Consider the following 21,301-nt stretch of genomic DNA (forward strand, 5'->3'; position numbering starts at 1 on the left):
CTCTATCCAAATTGATAGTTCATATAAAATAAAAGGGGCTACCAAAAAATGGCGCCCCTTTTAGCAACTAAAAAAACTAACTTACTAACACTATATCCAACTTACTATTTTACGTTTAGGTAGGTACCCTGATCAAAAGTAAATACCTCTGAGGGGGTCCTAGCTTCTTCAAGTATATTTTTCATCTCCTCTACTACTTTGGGGTAATCTTTGGCAAGGTTGTTCTCTTCTCCTAGATCGGTATCCAGATCATAGAGTTCTATTGGTGAATCTGAAGAACCAAATACATTGTATTTTACTGCCTTCCAATTCCCTTTTCGGATGGCCTGTCTACCCCCTTTCTCATGAAACTCCCAATACAAATATTCATGTTCTTCTTGATCTTTTTCCTTGCCCAAGAGGGTAGGCAAAAAGGAAACACCATCCAAAGACTGGGGCACTTCCAAATTGGCAATATTGGAAATAGTTGGAAAAACATCCCAAAATGCCGAAACATGATCTGTTCTGGTATTTGGCTTTATTTGTCCTGGCCATTTCACAATTAAAGGAACGCGTATACCTCCTTCATAAAGGTCGCGTTTGGTGCCTTTGAAAGGACCATTGCTGTTAAAATACTCCGGATCGGCTCCACCTTCCATATGTGGGCCATTGTCCGAGGTAAACATCACAATGGTGTTATCTGCTATTCCCAGTTTTTCCAATTTAGCCATAATCTCACCCACTTGGTTGTCCAGGATGTGGATCATAGAAACAAAGGCGGCATGGGTTTCTTTCTGGGATTCATAGGGCCCTTTTCTATATTCCGGACCGTCATCTACACCCTTATAAGCTTTTTCTGGAGGGAATTTGCCCCTGTATTTTTTTAATATTTCCTCCGGGGCTGCCAGTTCCGCATGTGGGATAATGGAAGCAACGTAAAGGAAAAATGGATTATCCTTGTTAAACTCTATAAAGTCCAAGGTCTTTTCATGAATTAGTTGGGGCGCATATACGCCTTTATTCTTTCCTGAATTTTCCTCCAACACCAAGGAGTCCTTATTGGCCCATAGGTGTCGCGGATAGTAATTATGCCCTAACCGTTGGCAATTGTATCCAAAAAAGGTATCAAAGCCTTGGTTAATTGGGTCTCCTTCGGAACCGGGGTAACCCAAACCCCATTTACCAAAAGCACCAGTAACATAACCCGCCTTTTTCATGGCCTCTGCCATGGTAAAGGTATTGTCCGGAATAGGATACTGCCCTTCCGGTTGAATTTCTTTATTGCCACGGACAAAAGTATGTCCAGTGTGCATTCCGGTCAATAGTGCGGACCTGGACGGAGCACATACTGTACTGCCGGAATAATGTTGGGTAAAAAGCATGCCTTCCCTTGCCAACTTATCTATGTTGGGTGTGGTAAATTTTTGCTGACCATAGGCACTTAGGTCACCATAGCCCAAATCATCGGCTAGAATATAAATGATATTAGGTTTATCTACCTTATTGAAGGTGGGTTCCTCCCCTGATGTAGTAGGAATTTCCCCCTTGTTTTTACAGGAGGACAATACACTGATCATGAATAAAAAGGAAACTAAATAAGAGAATTGTCTCATAATTGGTAGGTATAAAAAATACCATGGGACAAGAAAATCATGTCCCATGGTGGTTACTTTATGTTGTATTATCTGTACCCGTTATTGGTAGGGTCGGACTCCAATAAATTTGGATTTAATTCCAACTGATTCTGTGGAATGGGCAACAATACGTGATATGGCTGAATGTTGGCAGCCGGATTGTTCCATGCCCTGTGTTCAACAGTTTTCACCCTATCCAACAATATACCCCATCTAATTAGATCCATTCGTCGGTGTCCCTCGGCACTTAGCTCAAACTTTCTCTCCTCGTACATAGCCTCTCTAAACTCTCCTTGAGACATTCCGCTCCAAGGCTGATCTGGCTCAAAAGCTCGTTCCCTTACCTTATTCACATAAAAATAAGCATTATCTGGTCCGTTCAATTCATTTTCGGCCTCAGCAGCCATCAAATAAACATCTGCCAAACGGAAAACGATATAGTTTTCGGGGTGATTTCCTCGCAAAGAGTTTTCCTGATCCAGATTCCAATTCTTCCTAAAGTATGGAAAAGATAATTTCCAGCCTAAATATTCGGTAACAATGGTAGCATCATAGCGCAAATCGCCATCTTGCCAATTCTCCCTTAAGGCAAATTCTGGCAAAGGAACTGACCAACCATAACCGGTCATATCTTCATTTCTGTCACGCAAAAGGCCTTGAAATATATTAACCTTGGAACCAGAAACCCCGTTTACCACGGTATCCTTATTACGATCTGCAGGTTCGTCCCTGATACGGGGGTTGTAATCATCTGTTCTTGTTGTAGATAATTCACCTACTAAATCTGCCTCAAAATCGATTACAAAAATATGCTCATTGTTGTACTGTGCACCTGGATCGGACTGATCAAATACATCGGCATAATTATCCAAAAGTGAATGAGGACTTTGATCGATAACAATATCACATTCAGCCTTGGCCAATGCCCACTCTTTATCAAAAAGGTGGTATTTAGCCTTAAGGGTCGCAGCAGCCCATTTGGTAGCCCTACCCAAGTTGTTACCCGAATATGAAGTAGGCAATAGATCAAAGGCGCGCGCCAGATCCGTCTTCATAGCGCTTCTAATTTCCGCTTTAGGCGTTCTCCCAAGTGTGGACCTTTCTGGCACTGGTAATTGCTCGGTATAAAATGGAACGTCGCCCCAAAGATTGGTTAAATGATAATAGGCCAAAGCCCTTAAAAACAAAAGCTCTCCCACTCTTTGATCCCTAGCATCTTGCGATAAGCTTTCATTACCTTCAATATTGGTAATAAACTCGGTGGTATTGTTTACCACGCGATATAGGTAAATCCAGGTACCATTGCCATCTGCCGTACCTTCTTGAATAAGATAATTGTGTATAGATCCATTTACGTTTCTATTGGCCGCCTGTATATCGGCTCCGCTTGTGTAATAATTGTCCAGACCGCGTTGTGCGTAAAGGTTGTTGTTATGAAATAACCTGTAGACACCGTTAACGGCCAGCTCGGCTTCCTTATCATTGGTAAAAAAGGCCTCCGGTGTTATCTCATCCCTTAGATCTTCTTCCAGAAACTTGTCACAAGAGCTCAAAACAAGTAAGCCCATGAGTAGCATTAAAAATTTGCTCGTTATATTAGTTTTCATATCTATTTTTTTTAAAATTCTACTTTTACACCTAGGGTTATGGTTTTAGCATATGGATATTGACCAGATGCAAAACCTTGGGAAACAGAACCAAGTCCGCTACCTGCAGTAAAAGCATTTACTTCCGGATCTCCCAAAGTAAAATCTGACCATAGGAAAAGATTTGTTCCGGTAACATAAACATTCATTGCACTAAACACATTCCCCAGCCCTTTGGCTTCCATAGGTATGTTGTAGTTAAAAGTCATTGTTTTTAATCTTAAATAGGAGCCGTCTTCAATATTTAAGCTACTATTAGGGTTAAACAGACTATTGGATGGACCAGCCCTTGGTATATCAGAGGTTTCATTTACCCCGGCTATCCAACGTTCCATTACTATAGGATCCACATTTTGTTCTCCCCTACCGTAATAGGCCGTCTGGGTTCTAGTATTAAAAATTTCAGCTCCATAGCTACCATGGAAAAATACATCCAAGGAAAGGTTTTTATAGGTAAAGGTATTTCTAAATCCTCCATAAAAATCCGGTATTGGACTACCAAGTACCTGAAAGTCTTCGTCATTGATATTAGAATCGCCATTTACATCCTCAAATCTAGGACCACCAATAAAGGACACTCCTTCTCTACCGTCGGCGATAATCTCTTCGGCAGTCTTATAGGTCCCCAAATATTTCGCCCCAACAAAAGTTGGCATCGCCTCCCCAACAATTAACCTAGCAGAATTACCCCCTTGATTTCCCGTTGATTGTAGTGAAATATATTCCTGATCATCCAGTTCCAATATCTCACTTTTGTTAGAGGATATACTAAGATTGGACTCCCAAGTAAAGTTATCATTCTGTATGTTGATGGTATTAAGACCAAATTCAAAGCCTCTGTTCTCTACAGAACCTAAATTCTGCAATTGGGTGGTTGAATTGGCTCCTACCTGACCAGATAAAGCCACTGCCAAAAGAAGATCCTCGGTTGTCTTTTTGTAATAATCGGCCTCAAAAGATATTCTATTGTTCCAAAATCCGAGTTCCAGACCAAGGTCCATTTGCTTGGTGGTTTCCCAAGTTAATCCACTACTGGGCACTTGTCCAACCAATACTCCATTCACCGAAGTACCATTGAATACGGTGGTTGTGTTGGCATATGTGGCAATGGAATTGTAAGCTGCAACACCTTGTTCCCCAACAATACCATAACTACCTCTAATTTTAAACCTATTTATTACATTGGAATCTATCATAAAATCCTCCTCATCAACATTCCAAGCTGCACCTACAGAAGGGAAAAAAGCATACTTATTGCCTTCCTCAAATACTGAGGAACCATCATATCTTCCTACCAAGGTAAGCAAGTATTTACTTTTATAGCCGTAATTTACCCTACCAAGAAAAGAGGTCAAGGTTCGCTGACCGTAACCCGAGCCAACCTTTGCAGTTTCCGAATCCCCAAGAGCCAAATTATTAAACTGCACTACATCGTTAGGGAAATTATCTGCTTCTGCAAACGTACTTTCATTATTATCCTTTTGCCAGGTAAATCCACCCAACAATTTTAGAGAGTGATCACCCAAATCTACGTTATAGTTCAGGGTGTTCTCGTTTAGGATACTTTTGGAAAAATTGGTGTTGATCCTACCATAACCTCCATTCACACGTTCGGGTAATATACCCGGCAAATAGTTGTTTTGCTTAACATAATTTAGCTGGGCACCAAATGTAGATTTAAAGGATAGGTTTTTAGCTATTTCATACTCTGCATACGCATTGGTTATGATTTGGGTCACCAAGTCATGATCTACTCGTAATTGTATGTCAGCTTCCGGGTTTCGCTCTAGGCCGGCACTAATAGGGTTTTCAAAAGAAAAACTTCCATCTTCCAAATAAACTGGTCTAATAGGTAAAACACTGGAAACAATATTCCCGTAATTTACCTTATTGTTTTCTACTTTATAATGCGTTAGGTTTGTTCTGATTCCTGTCTTAAACCTATCGGAAATTTTTACATCCACATTGGTCCTAAAGTTTACCCTTTCCAGACCAGACCCCCTTAACAACCCTTTCTGATTGTAATAGTTACCTGAAATAAAATAATTAGCATTTTCAGAATTTCCGGTAATGGACAAATCCGTATTGGAGATCGTTCCTGGCTGCTCTACTAAATCCAACCAATCTGTTGTAGTGGTATTTTCGGGATCCAACACCAACGGCAATGTAGTATCTGTAAATCCAAAACCATCAGGTCCAGGTACAAACTGATAGGATTCATTTTTATAATCGATAAAATCCTGTCCCCCCAGAATATTGATCCGGTTGGCCGTTTCCTGCATACTTTGGTAATGATTGATGGCAATTACCGGCTTTCCTGCCGCCATTCCCTTACCATTTTTTGTTGTAATCAAGATAACACCGGAGGCCCCCCTAGTTCCGTAAATAGATAGGGCGGTAGCATCCTTCAGAATTTCAACCGATTCAATATCGTTGACATTAATGGTATTAAGGTTAAAACCAGTACCGGCAATAAAGCCATCTACAACATATAAGGGGTCATTGTTTCCATTAATGGAACTGTTACCCCTAATACGAATAGTAGCACCCGTACCCGGTGTTCCGTTATTGGAAGTAACCTCTACCCCGGTAGCACGACCTTGTAAGGCCTGATCTACCCTGGCTACTGGTTGGTTTTCCAAAACATCCGATTTAACAGAGGATACAGAAGAAACCAAATCCTTTTTAGTAGAAGTACCGTAGCCTATAACTACAACCTCATCTAAAAGTGATACATCTTCCTGTAGCACCACATCTATAGTAGTGGAAGCGCCTACCGTAACATTTTGAGCAATAAAGCCCAAATAACTAAATTCCAAAACTGCCCCCTGAGCAGCCTTTATGGAATAATTCCCGTCAAAATCAGCCACAGTTCCTGTAGCGGTTCCCTGTACCAAAACGTTCACCCCTGGAAGAGGCTGGCCAGTTTCATCCGTCACAGTTCCGCTAACAACTTGCTGCGCTTGTAGCGACACCATACTGAAAAACAGCAGTAGCAATAAAATTCTCTTTAATTTCATATTGGTTTTTATTGGTTAACATTAAACCCGATTTTTCTTTAACAATCGGCATTGTGTAAATGTATAATGGAGTCGAAAATTATAAATCTCGATTAGGTGTCAAAATGTTGCATTCCCTTGTATTACAGGCGTAAATAAACTATTTTGCAACATTTAAACCCCTAATAATAGACATAAGCACCCCTCAATTAGAGCTTTCGCCGCTTATTTTTAACACTTATTAACAATATTACTGGCATTATGCATACCCAAAGACACTTAATTGCTCCTTTTAATTGCAATTTTTTCCCAGGTAGTGGCAATTATGCTCAGAACAAGCCATACTCTATGAAGCAGATACCTTTATTCTTCCTAGCCCTACTACTATCTTTAGGGTGCATGGCCCAAGAGAAAAGTGCATATCTTCAAAAACTGAACATAGAAGGCATCCCTTTCAACAAAAAGACCAATGTTATATTTGAAGACCACCTAGGCTTTCTATGGTTGGGAACAGATAGTGGGCTATACCGATATGACGGTCATACACTAATTGAAAACCAATACGATGTTTTTGACGAGCATTCCATTCCCAACAACAGTATAAACTCCCTTGTGGAAGACAATCTTGGAAATCTATGGATAGGCAGTGAAAGTTATTTAATATGGTACAATAGAAAAACAAACCAATTTAAGGGCTTCTACAAAAACAATACCTCCAAATTATTGGGAAAATCATCGGATGGTACAATATGGGCCAATTTAAGGAACACCGGGATTGTAAAAATAATTCCCAACCAAAAGGCAGAGAACCTTACATTTATTACGGAATTCAATTATAAGCAAGAAAATAAAATTTGGACCAATGATAAACAGGTAAATCATTTAGAGGAAGATCTATTTGGTAGATTATGGTTTGCCACACCCAATGGCATACTCGTTTTAGGTCCCGATAATAAATTAATTGAAAGCGGATTCCCAAAAGCTACAGAAGCGCTTATCAAAACCAATAACAACAGTTTTATTGCAAGAACTGATCAAGGTATATATGTTCTTGGCTATGGGCAGGACAACTATGAATTGGAAGTCTTGGAAAGCTATACCACTTTTCCAATTAACAAAACCAAAAACACTGCGTTAACGGCATTGGCAAAAGAAAAGGAATCCCCTATCTTATGGATTGGAACACAGTCTGGAGTAATTAAGGGAAGTCGCAAAAACAACCAATACTCCTTTCAACACATAAACAACTCCAACAACCCTTATGGGTCTCTAGGGGTTCGCATCAACTCCTTGACCATTGATAAATTCAATAATCTTTGGTTGGCCACCAACAAGGGGGTAAAAAAGTATACCGGTAGAACTTCAATATTCCAATTTACTCCGTTGGACAAGGAGTTGACCAATTTCTTTCCCCAATCGCTACTAAAAGAAAACAGCCACAAGTTCTTATTGTCTATTAATGGGAAAGGGCTTTATCGCTTTAACAAATCCCTGAACACCAACAAACTACTACTGCCTACCCAAGAACTTTCAACCGTTGTCAGGAAAGACTATGAAAAAAAAGAACTCTTAGTGGGCCTTGGCCCATACCTTTTAAAAACCACAAATTATCTGCCTAACAGGAGTTCCTTTAAAACGGATACCCTTGAACAATACTCAAAGGACATAAAAGATATTATTCCCATTAACAAAAATGAAACTTGGGTAGGACTTTGGGGCGGGGGCATCGACATTGTAAATACCGAGGCAGCCCTGTCTAATTTTAAACAAAAGATAATCTCGCTACTATTAGGTAAAAACGTATCGGTAATGCTATTGGACCGTATGCAAAACATTTGGGTAGGAACCAGAGGAGACGGACTATATAAAATAGACCTGATCAATGAAGAGATAAAAACATTTATCCCTTCTATAGATCACGGCCTTTCTTCCAATGCCATATTAAGTTTGTTGGAAACGGGACAAGGTAACATATGGATTGGGACAAGAGGTGGAGGTTTAAATTTTTATAATGCCCAAGACCAGTCCATAACATCCTATGGCAAAAATGAGGGCTTACAATCTACCACTATTGCAGGTATAGAGCAGGACAAGGACGGGTATTTATGGTTAAGTACACGTGCGGGCATTTCACGCTTCAATATAGACGATAAAAAGTTCGTGAATTTTGGAATGGAAGACGGTCTTGCCGAAAGTCATTTCATATTCAATTCCCACACCAAAGATGATAAAGGCGTCTTATATTTCGGTTGCCCAGGTGGATTTTATAGCCTTAACGCAAATAACTACCAGAAATCCAAGCTTTTACCCAACACCATCATCACTAAATTCCATGTTCTTAGCAATGGATCAAAAAATTCAAATTTAAAAGACATATCAACCTCCCTGGCACTACAAGAAGACACCAAAGAGTTGGAATTACCTTATAACAACAATAATATTGCCATAGAATTCTCCTCATTGGATTTTACGGCCCCCAATAAAAACAAATACGCTTATAAGTTGGAAGGAATCAATGACTTTTGGAACCGCACCACTGCCTCCAACAGAAATGCCAATTATAATGACCTTCCTCCGGGAAAATACACTTTTAAGGTAAGAAGCAGTAACAGTGATGGCGTATGGAATACCACCCCAGCCTCATTTAGCTTTATAATTACCCCTCCTTATTGGAAAAGCAATTTGGCTTATCTAATTTACTTTATACTATTGACTATTTGTATATACATTACCTATCTACTGGTACAAAGGTGGTATAAACTGAAAAAGAATTTAGTTACCGAAACAATCAGCCGAGAAAAAGACAATGAAATAAACCGAATGAAAATGGTCTTTTTTACGGACATTTCCCATGAATTACGTACTCCTTTGGCCTTAATTCTAGGAACCATTGAAAAAGTAGTAAAAGAAAAAAAATTCACTCTAAGTCCGTTAACCTCCCAACGTATCTACAATAACACCTTAAGGATGCACAGGCTGATCAACCAAATAATGGACATTAGAAAATTTGACGAGGGCAAGCTCAAATTAAATATTTCAAAAAATGATATCGTAAAGGACATCAATACAATAAAGAGTGCCTTTAACGACTTTGCACGGATTTACGAAATAAAATATGATTTCAAATGCGAAAAACAAGAAATAAAAGGTTGGTACGATGTAGATATTTTAGAAAAAATACTATTTAACCTTTTATCCAACGCCTTTAAATACACTCCTAAAAAAGGGGAAATCAACGTTACGCTACAATTGGCCAACACCCATGATCTTTACTCTATTGTAAAGCTAAGAGGAAAAGGGAAATACATTAAATGTAGCGTACGCGACAATGGTATTGGAATACCTAAAAGTGATTTGCCCAACATTTTTGATCGATATTATCAGGCGACCAAAGCATATAGCAATCAAATACCAGGTACCGGAATTGGCATGGAACTAGTTCAAAAACTTGTAGAAAGACATCATGGTGCTATAAGGGTTGAAAGTGAAGAAGGTGTATTCACCGAGTTTACGTTTTTTCTTCCTGTCAATAAAAATGCCTTTGATAAAAATGAAAGGATTGATACTGGAAAACCACTGACCAGAAATTTCATTCACAATTCCGAATACCAGGTCATTGAGGAAGTCTCTTCAGAATTTGAAGCAAAGACAAACTCAAATAACGACGGTAAACCCAAGGTGTTATTGGTTGAGGACAACAATGACCTCAGGTTAATGCTAAAGCAGGAGTTAATCAATGATTTCTACGTTATAGAAGCCTCCAATGGCCAAGAGGGCTACAATTCAATTATAGAAGAAAGACCTCAATTGGTTATTTGTGATATTCTTATGCCTGTTGAAGACGGTATTTCAATGCTAAAACGGGTCAAAGAAAATAATGACATAAACACCATCCCCATTTTTATGTTGACCGCTAAAAATTCGGAGGACACAAAAATTGAATGTTTAAGTCTAGGGGCGGCAGATTACATAGAGAAGCCTTTTAGTATAGAATTTGTAAAATGGAAGGTTAAAAACACCCTTCTAACCAGAAAAGAACTCAAAGCAAAATATAGCAAAATCATTACCTCGGCACCTTCTAATATTGAGGTGGAGTCCAATGATGAAAAGTTTATAAAAAAACTGATCCAAATTATTGAGGATTCCATGGATGATAATTTACTGAGTGTAGAGTACCTGGCTTCGGAGGTGGGTATGAGCAGGGCCAACCTGTATAGAAAAGTACAGGCCATTGTAAGTGATACTCCCGTTAACTTTATTAAACAAATACGGCTTAAAAGGGCTGCCCAATTACTACAGAAAAACAATATGTATATTTCGGAAGTAGCCTATATGTGTGGTTTCAACAATCAGAAATACTTTAGTAAATGCTTTAGTAAGGAATATGGTAAAAGTCCCACGGAATACGCTAAACAATTTTCTGCCGAGAAAGTGGAACATCCGTCTTAAAACAAATTTTAAACTCAAAAGAAAAATGGAAATATATTGTCCCATATAACTATGCTGCCCTATTTTTGACACATAACCCATTTGGAGATTCCATTAATCTTATGAAACATACAAAACACTTCCTCTTTATTATTATTGCAACCATATTGGTGACAATCTTTCAATCTTGTAAAGCTCCCAAGGACAAACAAGCAGACAAGCCGCTCCCCAATATTGTACTGATAAATGTTGACGATCTAGGATGGAAAGATCTGGGCTTTATGGGAAGTGAATATTATGAAACACCCAATCTGGATATTTTGGCCAAAGAAGGGATGATATTTTACAATGCCTACGCGGGGGCAGCCAATTGTGCCCCTAGCAGGGCCTGCCTCCTTTCCGGGCTCAACACCCCGAGGCATGGTGTATATACTGTTAGTCCATCGGACAGGGGCAACCCCAAAACCAGAAAACTGGTACCCATAAAAAACACCAAGCATCTTAATGACAGCCTCTACACACTTCCACAAATGTTAAAGTCGGCCGGATATGTTACCGGAAGTTTTGGGAAATGGCATGTTGGAAATGACCCCAAAAAACAAGGCATAGATATAAATGTAGGTGGGAGTGACAGAGGTAATCCCGGATCGGGGGGGTACTTTTCCCCTTATAAAATAGATAATATTACCAATGGTCCCAAAGGAGAGTATTTAACAGACCGACTTACCCAGGAGGCCATTTCATTTATAGAAAAACAAAAGGATACCACCTTTTTCCTATATCTACCTTTCTACACCGTACATACTCCGATTATGGGAAAGGAGGAACTAATTGCCAAATACAAGGACAAAAAGGGGTCCAACGGGCAAAACAGACCGGACTATGCTGCTATGGTAGCTTCCATGGATGAAAATGTGGGCAAACTGCTAACTGCCATTAAAGAAACCGGACTGGAAAAAAACACCATGGTGATTTTTACCTCCGACAATGGTGGCATTAGGGCCATTTCCGAACAGAACCCTCTGCGTGCTGGAAAAGGTTCTTACTATGAAGGCGGAATCCGCGTACCCATGCTTGTTAAGTGGCCTGGAAAGATACAGCCCAATTCACGCTCCATGGACCGTGTGGTTAATTTGGATATTTACCCCACCCTCCAACAAATTGTAAATCCCCCAAAAAAAGCCCCACTATTGGATGGAAAAGACCTTACTCCGATTTTCAACAAGCAAGCTGCCGCTCAAAGGGATCTGTTTTTTCACTTCCCCGTATACCTTCAGAAATATAGCGGCATAGAAGACGGGGGCAGGGACCCCCTGTTCCGGACCCGTCCAGGCTCTGTTATCATTTCGGGCGATTGGAAACTTCACGAGTATTTTGAGGATGGGGCATTGGAATTATACAACTTAAAATCTGACCCAGGTGAAGCTAATAATATTACCGAACAAAATCCGGATAAGACCAAGGAACTACATGACAAACTAATAGCATGGCGAAATAAAATGAATGCTCCGGTGCCAACCGTAAAAAACCGTGAATACGATGCCACCTTTGAACAAACTAGGATCATGCAGCAAGGTAAGGAGGAATAACAAACGGCAGCTAAGCCTTAAACCACTATTACAGCACTCCTAAATTCATTGGGCCGTAATTTTATGTTGGGAGAAAGAATCGCGAAATATGGGCATGTATTTATAGGCACTGGCTACGAGAATAACTACCAAGCCATTTTTGCCTACTACTTGTGAGAGCCTATCAGTGGCCTGCGCATAACCAGTTGCCGTATCTATGTCCTGAGAGTTTACACCAGCCTTTTCCAATCCTTCTTTAAGCAGTTTGGCTAATTCACCAGGGGCACGACCCCGGGCATAGTGCTCCAACTCATAACAAATAAAATGGTCAAAATGGGAGCAAAGAATTTCACCAAGCTCTGTATAGTGCCATGCAGGACGGTTGCCCGGTGTAGTGTACATACAAACCCTTGACCCTGAAAACTGTATTTGCATTAAATCAAGACTTTGTACCAAAGCCTTACAGGAAGGTACGGAAGCTATTGTATCTAAAAGTATGGTTTGTGCATACCCCTCTATAAAGTTTAAGTGCCCAGGAGAATCTTTCATCGAATTTTTAAAGGTCTGTAGGGCTCTACCGATTGTTTTAAAAGAGATGCCCATCCCTTCTGCCATGGCCGCTGCCGCCAAGGCATTGGCTATATTTTGAAAAAACACACCATTTCCGGCAGCGGGCAAATCACTCAAATAAATAATAGTTAGCTTTTTATCCTTCTCCCAGCGTTCCAGACGCTTAGCATTACCTGGTCCATTCAGGACATAGGCTATACCTCCCCTTTCTATGTGATTCTTAACAAATAAATTATCGGCTTTCAAAGAAAATAAAATAAGGCGGTGAACGGGATAGCTATTTATCATTCCGGTGCAGAGAACATCATCTGCATTGAGTACCACAGCATCGCGAGCAGCATTGATAACCCGTTGCTTTAGGCTTGCCATCTGTTCCAGGGTCTCAATACCATCTATCCCAATTTGCTCACGGCCTACGTTCAAAAGTGCCGCTACATTGCATTGGTCCCTATACAGCCCTAGCTTCAACAATCCTCCACGTGCCGTCTCCAACACAGCTGCTGTTATGGAAGGATGGGACAATAAAATACGCGCCCCGTTATAATCGGCATAGTCATATCTGTTAAGGTACTCCCCATTGACCACTACCCCATCCGTTGACGTATACCCCACAATGTGGCCAGCCTGGGAAAGTATATGTGCCAGCATTCTGGTAGTTGTAGTTTTTCCCTTAGTTCCAGTTACCATGGCAATAGGTATCCTTCGCCCAAATACCCGCCTTAAAGGAACTAAAGCATATTTACGCAGTACAAACCTTATTAACCGTAAATACGGGACAAGTTTGCGCCACATTGCCATCTTAACACTCTTTATATGCTTCAATACTGCTGTGATAGTCTATTTAGGTATTATTGTCAAGATAAATAAAATAGGTCTATTAAAATATGCCAAACTAATACCTCTCTACAGAGTGGCCCTTAGCATTTCTTTGACCAATGGATGCTTTCTGTATCCCCCATATCCTACCTCGGACATGGTAAGGTTGGTATTGTGATTGCCTTCAAGAACTATTGGTCCATATGGAGTTATAGCGATGTCCCATCCCATAAGCTTGTTGGGATACATTAGACTCATATCCAGTGCCAATTGCCTGGACTCTGCATAAAATGGTATGCTAAAACCATTAAAAACATAGTTGGAATCAGGGTGACTTTGATACTCTTTTCCTCCGAAAGTCATTTGAGAAAATCCCTTTCCAATAAGACATTCATTCCTATCATCTATTGAAACACAAAACCCACCTTTACTCCTATTGTCCACAACATTGCCTCCTTGTCCAAAACGCATTACAGCTCCCAGCAAATGTGGTATGTTATCTTCGCCCATATATACATCAAACCTCAAAGTGTTAATGCTATTTTCATAAATTTTGTTAATATCATGGTGTTGCACCAAACACTCTTGGTATATGAAGGAGCCATCAAGGATTATTGCCCCTATTTCTTCTATTTGCCTGTATAGATGCTGTTTCTCCAACATATATATTCCTTTCCCTCCCTTATCCCGTATACTCTTAGCAAATAATTTTGTAACCTGAAAATGCTGAAACAATCCCTGAAAGAACTCCAATAAATCCGAAGTCGTGGTAATGAGCTGTTTTTGTTTATTCTTATAAAAATTTGAAGCAGAATTGTAACCGTATAAGCGCGGTGCCGGTAGTCCATTGGATTCACATAAAAGTGCAAACAGCAATTTATTCTCTACCACATCCACATAGAATGGGTTTTGAATTTTATCGGAACAATAAAGTTTTGTCAATTCTGCGGTACTAATATAATCCCTGTAATTTTTAAACTTGGTCCGATAGAGGAATCTGCTAAAATAATGCACTGGCAGTTTTCTTTGTTCTATCCACAACAGTAGGAATTCCTTGGCTATTTGCGTTGATTTTTTCTTCTGGGTGTCCGCTATAACAGACTTTATCCCCGACACAACCCTTTTTATCATAGTTTACATTCATTATCAGCCTTTTAAAGCTCTTCCTAAGATAACAAATGTCTTTTTATTTTAAGGAAACTATACTCTTTTTACCCATTTCACCTCCCATAACCTACCCAAAACCCTTCAGATTGACAGCTTATGACCTGGCCTTTTTTATTTTCCTTTCAGAGAATGTTTCCACTAGGTCCAATGTATGATATAAGAAAATAGCAGGTTATAAAACCTGCCCATTTTACAAAACATGTGGTATTCCGTACTTTCTATCCATTACTTTTTGGATTGTTCAATGTATTTATCATCAAGTTCCTTAGAGTCTTTGTATTTAACCCTTAGTGCGGCCAGTTCTTTCTTAAGCTTTGCTACAACATCTGCATAATCTGGATCATCATACACATTGTTCATCTCCTTGGGATCTTTTATACGGTCATACAATTCCCATTCGTCCACGTCATAATAAAAGTGGGCCAGTTTGTATTCCTTGGTCACAATACCGTAATGGCGTTTAACCATATGTACACTGGGATATTCGTAATAGTGATAATAAACGGCATCCCTGTTCCATTCATCAGCCTGCCCCTTCAATAAGGGCATAAGGCTTTCTCCCTGCATATCATCTGGAGCCTTGATCTGGGCGGCTTCCAAAAAGGTCTGGGCAAAGTCTAGGTTTTGCACCATCTCCTCCTCGGTTGTACCCGGTTTTATTTCATTGGGCCAACGGATCAACAATGGCGTTTTAAAGGATTCGTCATAGATAAAACGCTTGTCGAACCAACCGTGCTCCCCTAAATAGAATCCCTGATCTGAGGTATAGACCACTATGGTATTCTCTGCCAAGCCGTTGTTGTCCAAATAATCCAGCACCCGTCCCACATTATCGTCAACAGAGGAAATACTTCCCAAATAGTCCTGCATATAGCGCTGGTATTTCCAAATCATTTTTTCCTTGTCGGTCATAGTAGGCCATTTTTCTCTAAAATCTTGGTTTATGGCATCAATTATAGGTTTGTACTGACTCTTTTGTTCTTCGTTTCCTCGATTGAATTCGTTATTCACATCGGCTTGGGAACCTTCAACAACAGGCTGCACGTCTCCCATAGCTTCCAAGGTTGCGGGCCATATCTTGCTGTCATGGCTATATTGCATATGGTGCAAAAGGTTCATTTCGGCCGTTTTGGCCGCAGTACCCCTGTTGGAATAATCGTCAAATAAAGTTTCTGGTAGCGGAAAAGTTTTTTGGGTATACTCCTTAAACTTGTCGGCTCTTGGCCACCACGGTCTGTGTGGGGCTTTGTGCAGATACATCAGGAGGAATGGCTTACTGGGGTCTCTTTTCTTATCCAACCATTCAAGACTCATATCGGTAATAATATCGGTAACGTATCCGGTGATGGTGGTATCTCCTTTTTGGGTGATAAAATCCGGATTTATATAATGTCCCTGCCCTGGCAGAATCATAAAGTCGTCCACTCCCTTGGGGTTGTTCCCAAAGTGCAATTTCCCGAACATGGCCGTTTGGTAGCCAGCTTTCTGAAAAAGTTGCGGAAAGGTAACCTGGGTAGTGTCGAACGGATTGTGATTGTCTATTTTCCCATTAATGTGGGTGTGTTTCCCCGTAAGAATAGTAGCTCTGGATGGGGCACAAATGGAGTTGGTGACGCTAGCGTTAGTGAATACTATCCCCTCCTTGGCCAGGCGATCTATATTTGGAGTATTAATTAAATGATCACTATAGGCACTAATAGCCTGATAGGCATGATCATCGGACATAATAAACAGTATGTTCGGTTTCTTGGGTTTTTGTTCCTTCTTTTCTGAACAGCTTTGGAACAAAAAAAGACCCAAGGCAACAAGGGAAAATAATGGTAGTGATTTCATAAGTTTGGTTAAATTAATAATACTCTTATTAAAGAGAATCAATAAATATAAAGGGTTTAGGGATAAACATCAAAAAATTATGCTACATAGGAAGAGGTACCTTCCTGGATAAGTTTAACTTTTCTACATGCTAAACAGAAATCCACAGGTTTAGGCCGCTTCCAATTTAAACATTGCTTTAATCCTACAAAGGGTTCACGCGCAAAAGTATGGTTGATTTTGGATCCATAACCAATTCCAATTGGCTTGAAGAATCGGTCAATATTTCATTTTTTATTGGGTCTATAATCTGTGCCTTAAACGGAAAAGTGATATTTTTTTTCCCTCCTTTTATGGTATGTATGCCCATCCAGTTTCTGCCTATATAGAATACATCCTGAGTCTCAATATACCGGTGCACTCCTGCTCCTTCCCATAGTTCCCCTAATTCCGAAGCAGTCCATTTTAGTTTTCCTTCTAGAAACAATTGATCTCTATTTGGGCGGAATATATTGGTTCCTTTTCCGTTCGTCCACAGCACCGTAACCCCTTGTTTGGTCAACCTTTGTATCCTCGTTTCCTCTTCTGAATGAAGTTCCAATAATCCCAGCAGCCACACTAGCTTGTATTGGGAAGTCGACATACGTTCCAAATCTGTCCTGAGAAAGAGATCGTAAGAATTTCCGGTTTTTGCCAACGGATAACGATTGGAGATGAGATTCTCTGTAAGATGGCCGTAGGTTGGGTCCCAAAAGGAGAGTTCTTCATCTACTATTACCCCCACTTGAGATTTCATTTTTTCACCCGATGAGGGTGGAAACCTAGTGTACAATTGCTGTGTTTTATCTAAAACGTTCAATAACTCAGGATCACTGAACCACCCACCCCACATATCAAACCACCAACCTCCATATCCATAAGCCAACATTCTTGCCGTATTTTTCCATAAAAAGGATACTGAGGTTTTCAGGTCCTCCGGCCCCAACCACACTCCGTTCTCATACTGTCCGGGAGGCGCTATACCATTTGAACGATCTTTTAACAAGGTGGTAATAGAAGTTCGGGTATCGTTTTCAGTAAGCCATAATTTGCCGTGCAACTGTACTGAATTGACGGCCGCCATCGGCGGCCAGTCTTCCCCTATCACACGATTATAGGAATTGGGACTAGACAAATAATCCAAATCTGGGCAATCTAACAATTTGGCCAAGGCCCCGTGTCCACGCCTTGGGTCTCCCACAAAATAATGGTACCCATAAAAGGCACCTGTTAAAAGATTGCCATGACTCTTTTGTTTCACAATTTTACTGAAATAGGCAATATTGTCTACCATGACCTCTGCCTGGAAGCGATAGGTGTCAATATAGTGCTGTTCTTGGTCAAGATTACGCCATTCCTTACTTTTTGCATGCTCATCGATATTTGCTAGCAGCGCATTTTCAAAAGAGACCGATATGTTATTCCATGCCTTTTGCAGGGCCTCTTTATTCCCATATCTACCTTTTAACCACTGCCTAAACGCCTTTAATCTGTCCGGATTTTGGTCCTGATATTGTTTGGGGTGATAAAACCATTCCTCTGTAAAGCCACTGGCCACATGGATTCCCGCCAAATACTCAGCATATCGTGAACCTAAAAGCCAGTCCAAACAATCACCCAATACTTCCCCAGTCTTATTCCGCCATATTTCCGATGCAAAGCATTGACGAAAAGTACTGCCATTTGGCAGATGGGCGGAAGCTTCCGGATACAATGAGGTCCACCATTGTGGTGGGTCCAAATAAAACCGGATAATTACTTTGGCCTTGGGGTCCGATTGTATGATTTTTTCAAAATCCTTAATAAGGTCAGTAAAATCATATTTACCTTCCCCCAACCAAATGGGAGTTCTAAAAGGACCTATACCTGAAATGGTATTGATTCCACCCTCTCCTAGATAAGCCGGGATGTTATAAATATGGATACCGGTCGCCGCTATTTCCTTATAATATTCTTCCTCCCCCAAATAAGACATATAGGCATAAGGAGGATAAATTTCGCCGTCAATAACAAGGGTAGGACTTCCAGTATCCAATCGTATTTCGGCCTTGGACTGTGCTTCTCCCGACTCAAGCCCTATTAACAGCAACACAACTATGGAAATGAAGTTCATAAAATAACTGCCCTTTATACTTTCATAAAAACAATATGATGAGTATGTATCCAACATTAATAAAACTTTAAAAATCAGTATCATAAACCGTAAAGCTCCGAATAGCACCCTTGTTGGCAACACTGGTATATGACAATCGTAGTTTAGTTGTCCTTATGCTATCAAAAATCTGTATTCGCTTTCTCCCTATACTTTGACCATTGGCAATGCCCAACCATTCCCCATTAATATAGGCTTCCACATTGTAGTCCTTAATGAATTGTCCCTGCCGTAGGTCCTCCTCCAGTACCAATAGCCTTATAGATTTTTTCTTGGGAAGATGCATATAAATTTCTCCTTCCTGATGGTCATTCGTAAATTCGGCCGTGCCAATGGGATCCGCATAAACCTTATCTATAGTCATTCCCAATTCCTTAAGCATATCTACTTCCTTTTGCGGAATTAATCCTGTTGTATCCGGTGTCATATTAATTAAGATATTGGCACCTCTACCAATGGTTTGGAGATAGACCTTTTTTAAATAATCCATATCCCGTAAAGTACCGTCGGAATTAGAGGTCCAAAACCATTTCTCCCTAGGATGTATATTGGCTTCGGCAGGTATATAGCCAGCAGTTTGTGGTCCCACCCAATGAGAAAATCCCTCACCCTGCTCCAATATATTCCACAGTGGATATGCTGCCCAACCCTGCTCGCTCCCTGACCAGCGCACATCTGGTTTTGTGCCTCCCATCACCACGGCATTGGGCTGCAAATGTTCCACCATAGTTCTAATGGCATCACCATAAGCGGTACCTAAGGGCTTCATGGTTTTGGGATCCATTACATCCCATCCAAACGGATCATAGGCTCCATCAAACCAAACATAGGAGATATCGCCATAACCCGTCAATAATTCCCGTAGTTGCTCCAGAAATACGGGGTAGTATTGGTGTATGTCACCTACCAGTTTTCTTTCCCCTTGGGGATCAGGTGTACTGCTAACCCCAAAATGCTTATCCCCTCCTGAAATATATAATCCAACTTTGATATCATATTTTCGGCAGGCCTTTACAAATTCGGAAACCACATCCCCTTTGCCTTCCTTCCATGGCGATTGTTTAACAGAGTATTCTGTGGTCTTTGTAGGCCACAAACAGTAACCATTATGATGTTTGGCCGTAAGAACAATATGCTTGGCTCCAAAGGATTTGGCAGTTTTTACCCATTGTTCTGCATTTAATTGAGACGGATTAAATACATCTGCAGCAGGTACACTCATAAAATCCGATTCAATGTAAGTAGCCGGACCAAAGTGGATAAAAGCCCCCATTTGTCTTTCCTGAAAGGCCAATTGCTGGGGAGTTGGTGTTCTGCTAATCGCCGATAATGAAACCGCACCATACTCAGCAGTATCTTGAGGGGCCGTTAGTACCGGAGCCCAATCTCCTTGGTGCTCAGGAGGCTTCACTTTTACTCCATTGGTGTTTTTAAAAAAATGTTCAAACAATTGTTGGGGCGTCCCATCATAGGTTGCCCATTGTAAATCTCCGGCAGTCGTTTGGTCGCTTCCCGTAAAATAAAGTATAGTCCGTCCGTTATAGTAACACAGTTCCACATCGGAAGCGTTACTCTCACTTATTGAAAGATCAATTAACGGAATGTTCTTATGGGCTGTATCAAATGTTATAAAGGGTCTGTCCACATCTGCGTCTTCCCAATGCAGTAAATCCTTGGAACGCGTAATCCGGGTTTCATAACCTGGGTTTAAAGCCTCCAAATAAAGGGTATAATACCATCCTCCTTCATAATATAATGCAGGTCCGCCCACATATTTATCTGTACCATAGATAGCGTTGGGAATGGCTTCCCAATTAATCAGGTCGGTCGATTTCATATATCTAAACGTAAACGGCTTCCAATGTTTATCGTTAGTCTCATAGAGTAGGATAAATTCACTTTTGCCCCGACAAACAGCCGTATTAAAGAAAAACTCATTTTTGCCCGCTCTGAGTATCACTTGGGGTTTGGTCCAAGTCTTTAGGTCAGAGGTGCTGGTCATGCTGATCTCTGTAATCTGCCGCCAAGGTTTCCCCTCACCATAGTCGCCCGCAAAAACATACACCCGATCGTTCCAAACCAGAGCGGTTCCGAATCCGTGGTTTTTTAGTGGTACGGAAATTATTTTATCGGATTTAACATCCCTTATACGCACCTCATCCTCATGAAAATAATCTCCTGGCTTGGCTCTTTTTACATCCCAAAACCGTTGATTGTTTTCCAATAAATACAGTTTATCCTCAAAAACAAATGGGGAGGTTTCCACCAATGGCGAACCCAGTCGACCCTTCTTTTCAATTGGATTTTCAAAGGCAGTTTGAGCGCTTAAAGCTTCCCCAATTAAGACCATTAAAACACCCAAAAAAAGATTCTTAGACCACACAATACCACCGCAATTTTAGAGAAAAAATAAAACTAAGGATAAAACCAGCCTAAGTCTACATAGAATTAACCTTATACCTATATATTTTTACCCATAGACTGCTAATCT

The 21,301-nt window shown here is 40.5% G+C and carries 10 protein-coding genes; 2 read left to right on the forward strand and 8 right to left on the reverse strand.

Annotated features, from left to right (window positions below; genetic code table 11):
• Nucleotides 1-104: 104 nt before the first annotated feature.
• The 3 genes from EHW67_RS03815 to EHW67_RS03825 form a co-directional block, all read right to left on the reverse strand.
• Nucleotides 105-1,592, reverse strand: coding sequence for an arylsulfatase (locus EHW67_RS03815; RefSeq protein ID WP_126161036.1), 1,488 nt, complete (start codon nucleotides 1,590-1,592; stop codon nucleotides 105-107).
• A 68-nt stretch (nucleotides 1,593-1,660) separates the two neighbouring features.
• Nucleotides 1,661-3,220: a RagB/SusD family nutrient uptake outer membrane protein gene (locus EHW67_RS03820; RefSeq protein WP_126161037.1), complete on the reverse strand. Its 1,560-nt coding sequence runs from the start codon at nucleotides 3,218-3,220 to the stop codon at nucleotides 1,661-1,663.
• Between the two features lie 11 nt (nucleotides 3,221-3,231).
• A complete protein-coding gene (locus EHW67_RS03825) occupies nucleotides 3,232-6,279 on the reverse strand; it encodes a SusC/RagA family TonB-linked outer membrane protein (protein WP_126161038.1) in 3,048 nt (1,015 codons plus the stop codon).
• 327 nt (nucleotides 6,280-6,606) lie between these two features.
• Here EHW67_RS03825 and EHW67_RS03830 point away from each other — a divergent pair, with 327 nt between their 5' ends.
• The gene (locus tag EHW67_RS03830; protein ID WP_158285069.1) at nucleotides 6,607-10,707 is read left to right on the forward strand and encodes a hybrid sensor histidine kinase/response regulator transcription factor; all 4,101 of its coding nucleotides are present in this window, start codon (nucleotides 6,607-6,609) and stop codon (nucleotides 10,705-10,707) included.
• A gap of 101 nt (nucleotides 10,708-10,808) precedes the next feature.
• Entirely contained in the window at nucleotides 10,809-12,275 is a 1,467-nt protein-coding gene (locus EHW67_RS03835; protein ID WP_126161040.1) for a sulfatase, read from the forward strand.
• Between the two features lie 45 nt (nucleotides 12,276-12,320).
• Here the strand turns inward: EHW67_RS03835 and EHW67_RS03840 are convergent, their stop codons facing one another.
• The 5 genes from EHW67_RS03840 to EHW67_RS03860 all read right to left on the reverse strand — a co-directional run bounded on the left by EHW67_RS03840 (nucleotide 12,321) and on the right by EHW67_RS03860 (nucleotide 21,193).
• Nucleotides 12,321-13,622: a Mur ligase family protein gene (locus EHW67_RS03840; protein ID WP_158285070.1), complete on the reverse strand. Its 1,302-nt coding sequence runs from the start codon at nucleotides 13,620-13,622 to the stop codon at nucleotides 12,321-12,323.
• A gap of 105 nt (nucleotides 13,623-13,727) precedes the next feature.
• Nucleotides 13,728-14,771: a sugar-transfer associated ATP-grasp domain-containing protein gene (locus EHW67_RS03845; RefSeq protein WP_126161042.1), complete on the reverse strand. Its 1,044-nt coding sequence runs from the start codon at nucleotides 14,769-14,771 to the stop codon at nucleotides 13,728-13,730.
• 261 nt (nucleotides 14,772-15,032) lie between these two features.
• Complete coding sequence (locus EHW67_RS03850; protein ID WP_126161043.1) at nucleotides 15,033-16,640, reverse strand: sulfatase family protein; 1,608 nt, start codon at nucleotides 16,638-16,640, stop codon at nucleotides 15,033-15,035.
• A 184-nt stretch (nucleotides 16,641-16,824) separates the two neighbouring features.
• Nucleotides 16,825-18,771: a beta-galactosidase gene (locus EHW67_RS03855; protein WP_158285071.1), complete on the reverse strand. Its 1,947-nt coding sequence runs from the start codon at nucleotides 18,769-18,771 to the stop codon at nucleotides 16,825-16,827.
• Nucleotides 18,772-18,838: 67 nt separating this feature from the next.
• Nucleotides 18,839-21,193: an alpha-L-fucosidase gene (locus EHW67_RS03860; protein ID WP_126161045.1), complete on the reverse strand. Its 2,355-nt coding sequence runs from the start codon at nucleotides 21,191-21,193 to the stop codon at nucleotides 18,839-18,841.
• Nucleotides 21,194-21,301: the final 108 nt, after the last annotated feature.

Origin of the sequence: Arenibacter aquaticus, from assembly GCF_003957295.1 — a bacterium.
Classification (GTDB): Bacteria; Bacteroidota; Bacteroidia; order Flavobacteriales; family Flavobacteriaceae; genus Arenibacter; species Arenibacter aquaticus.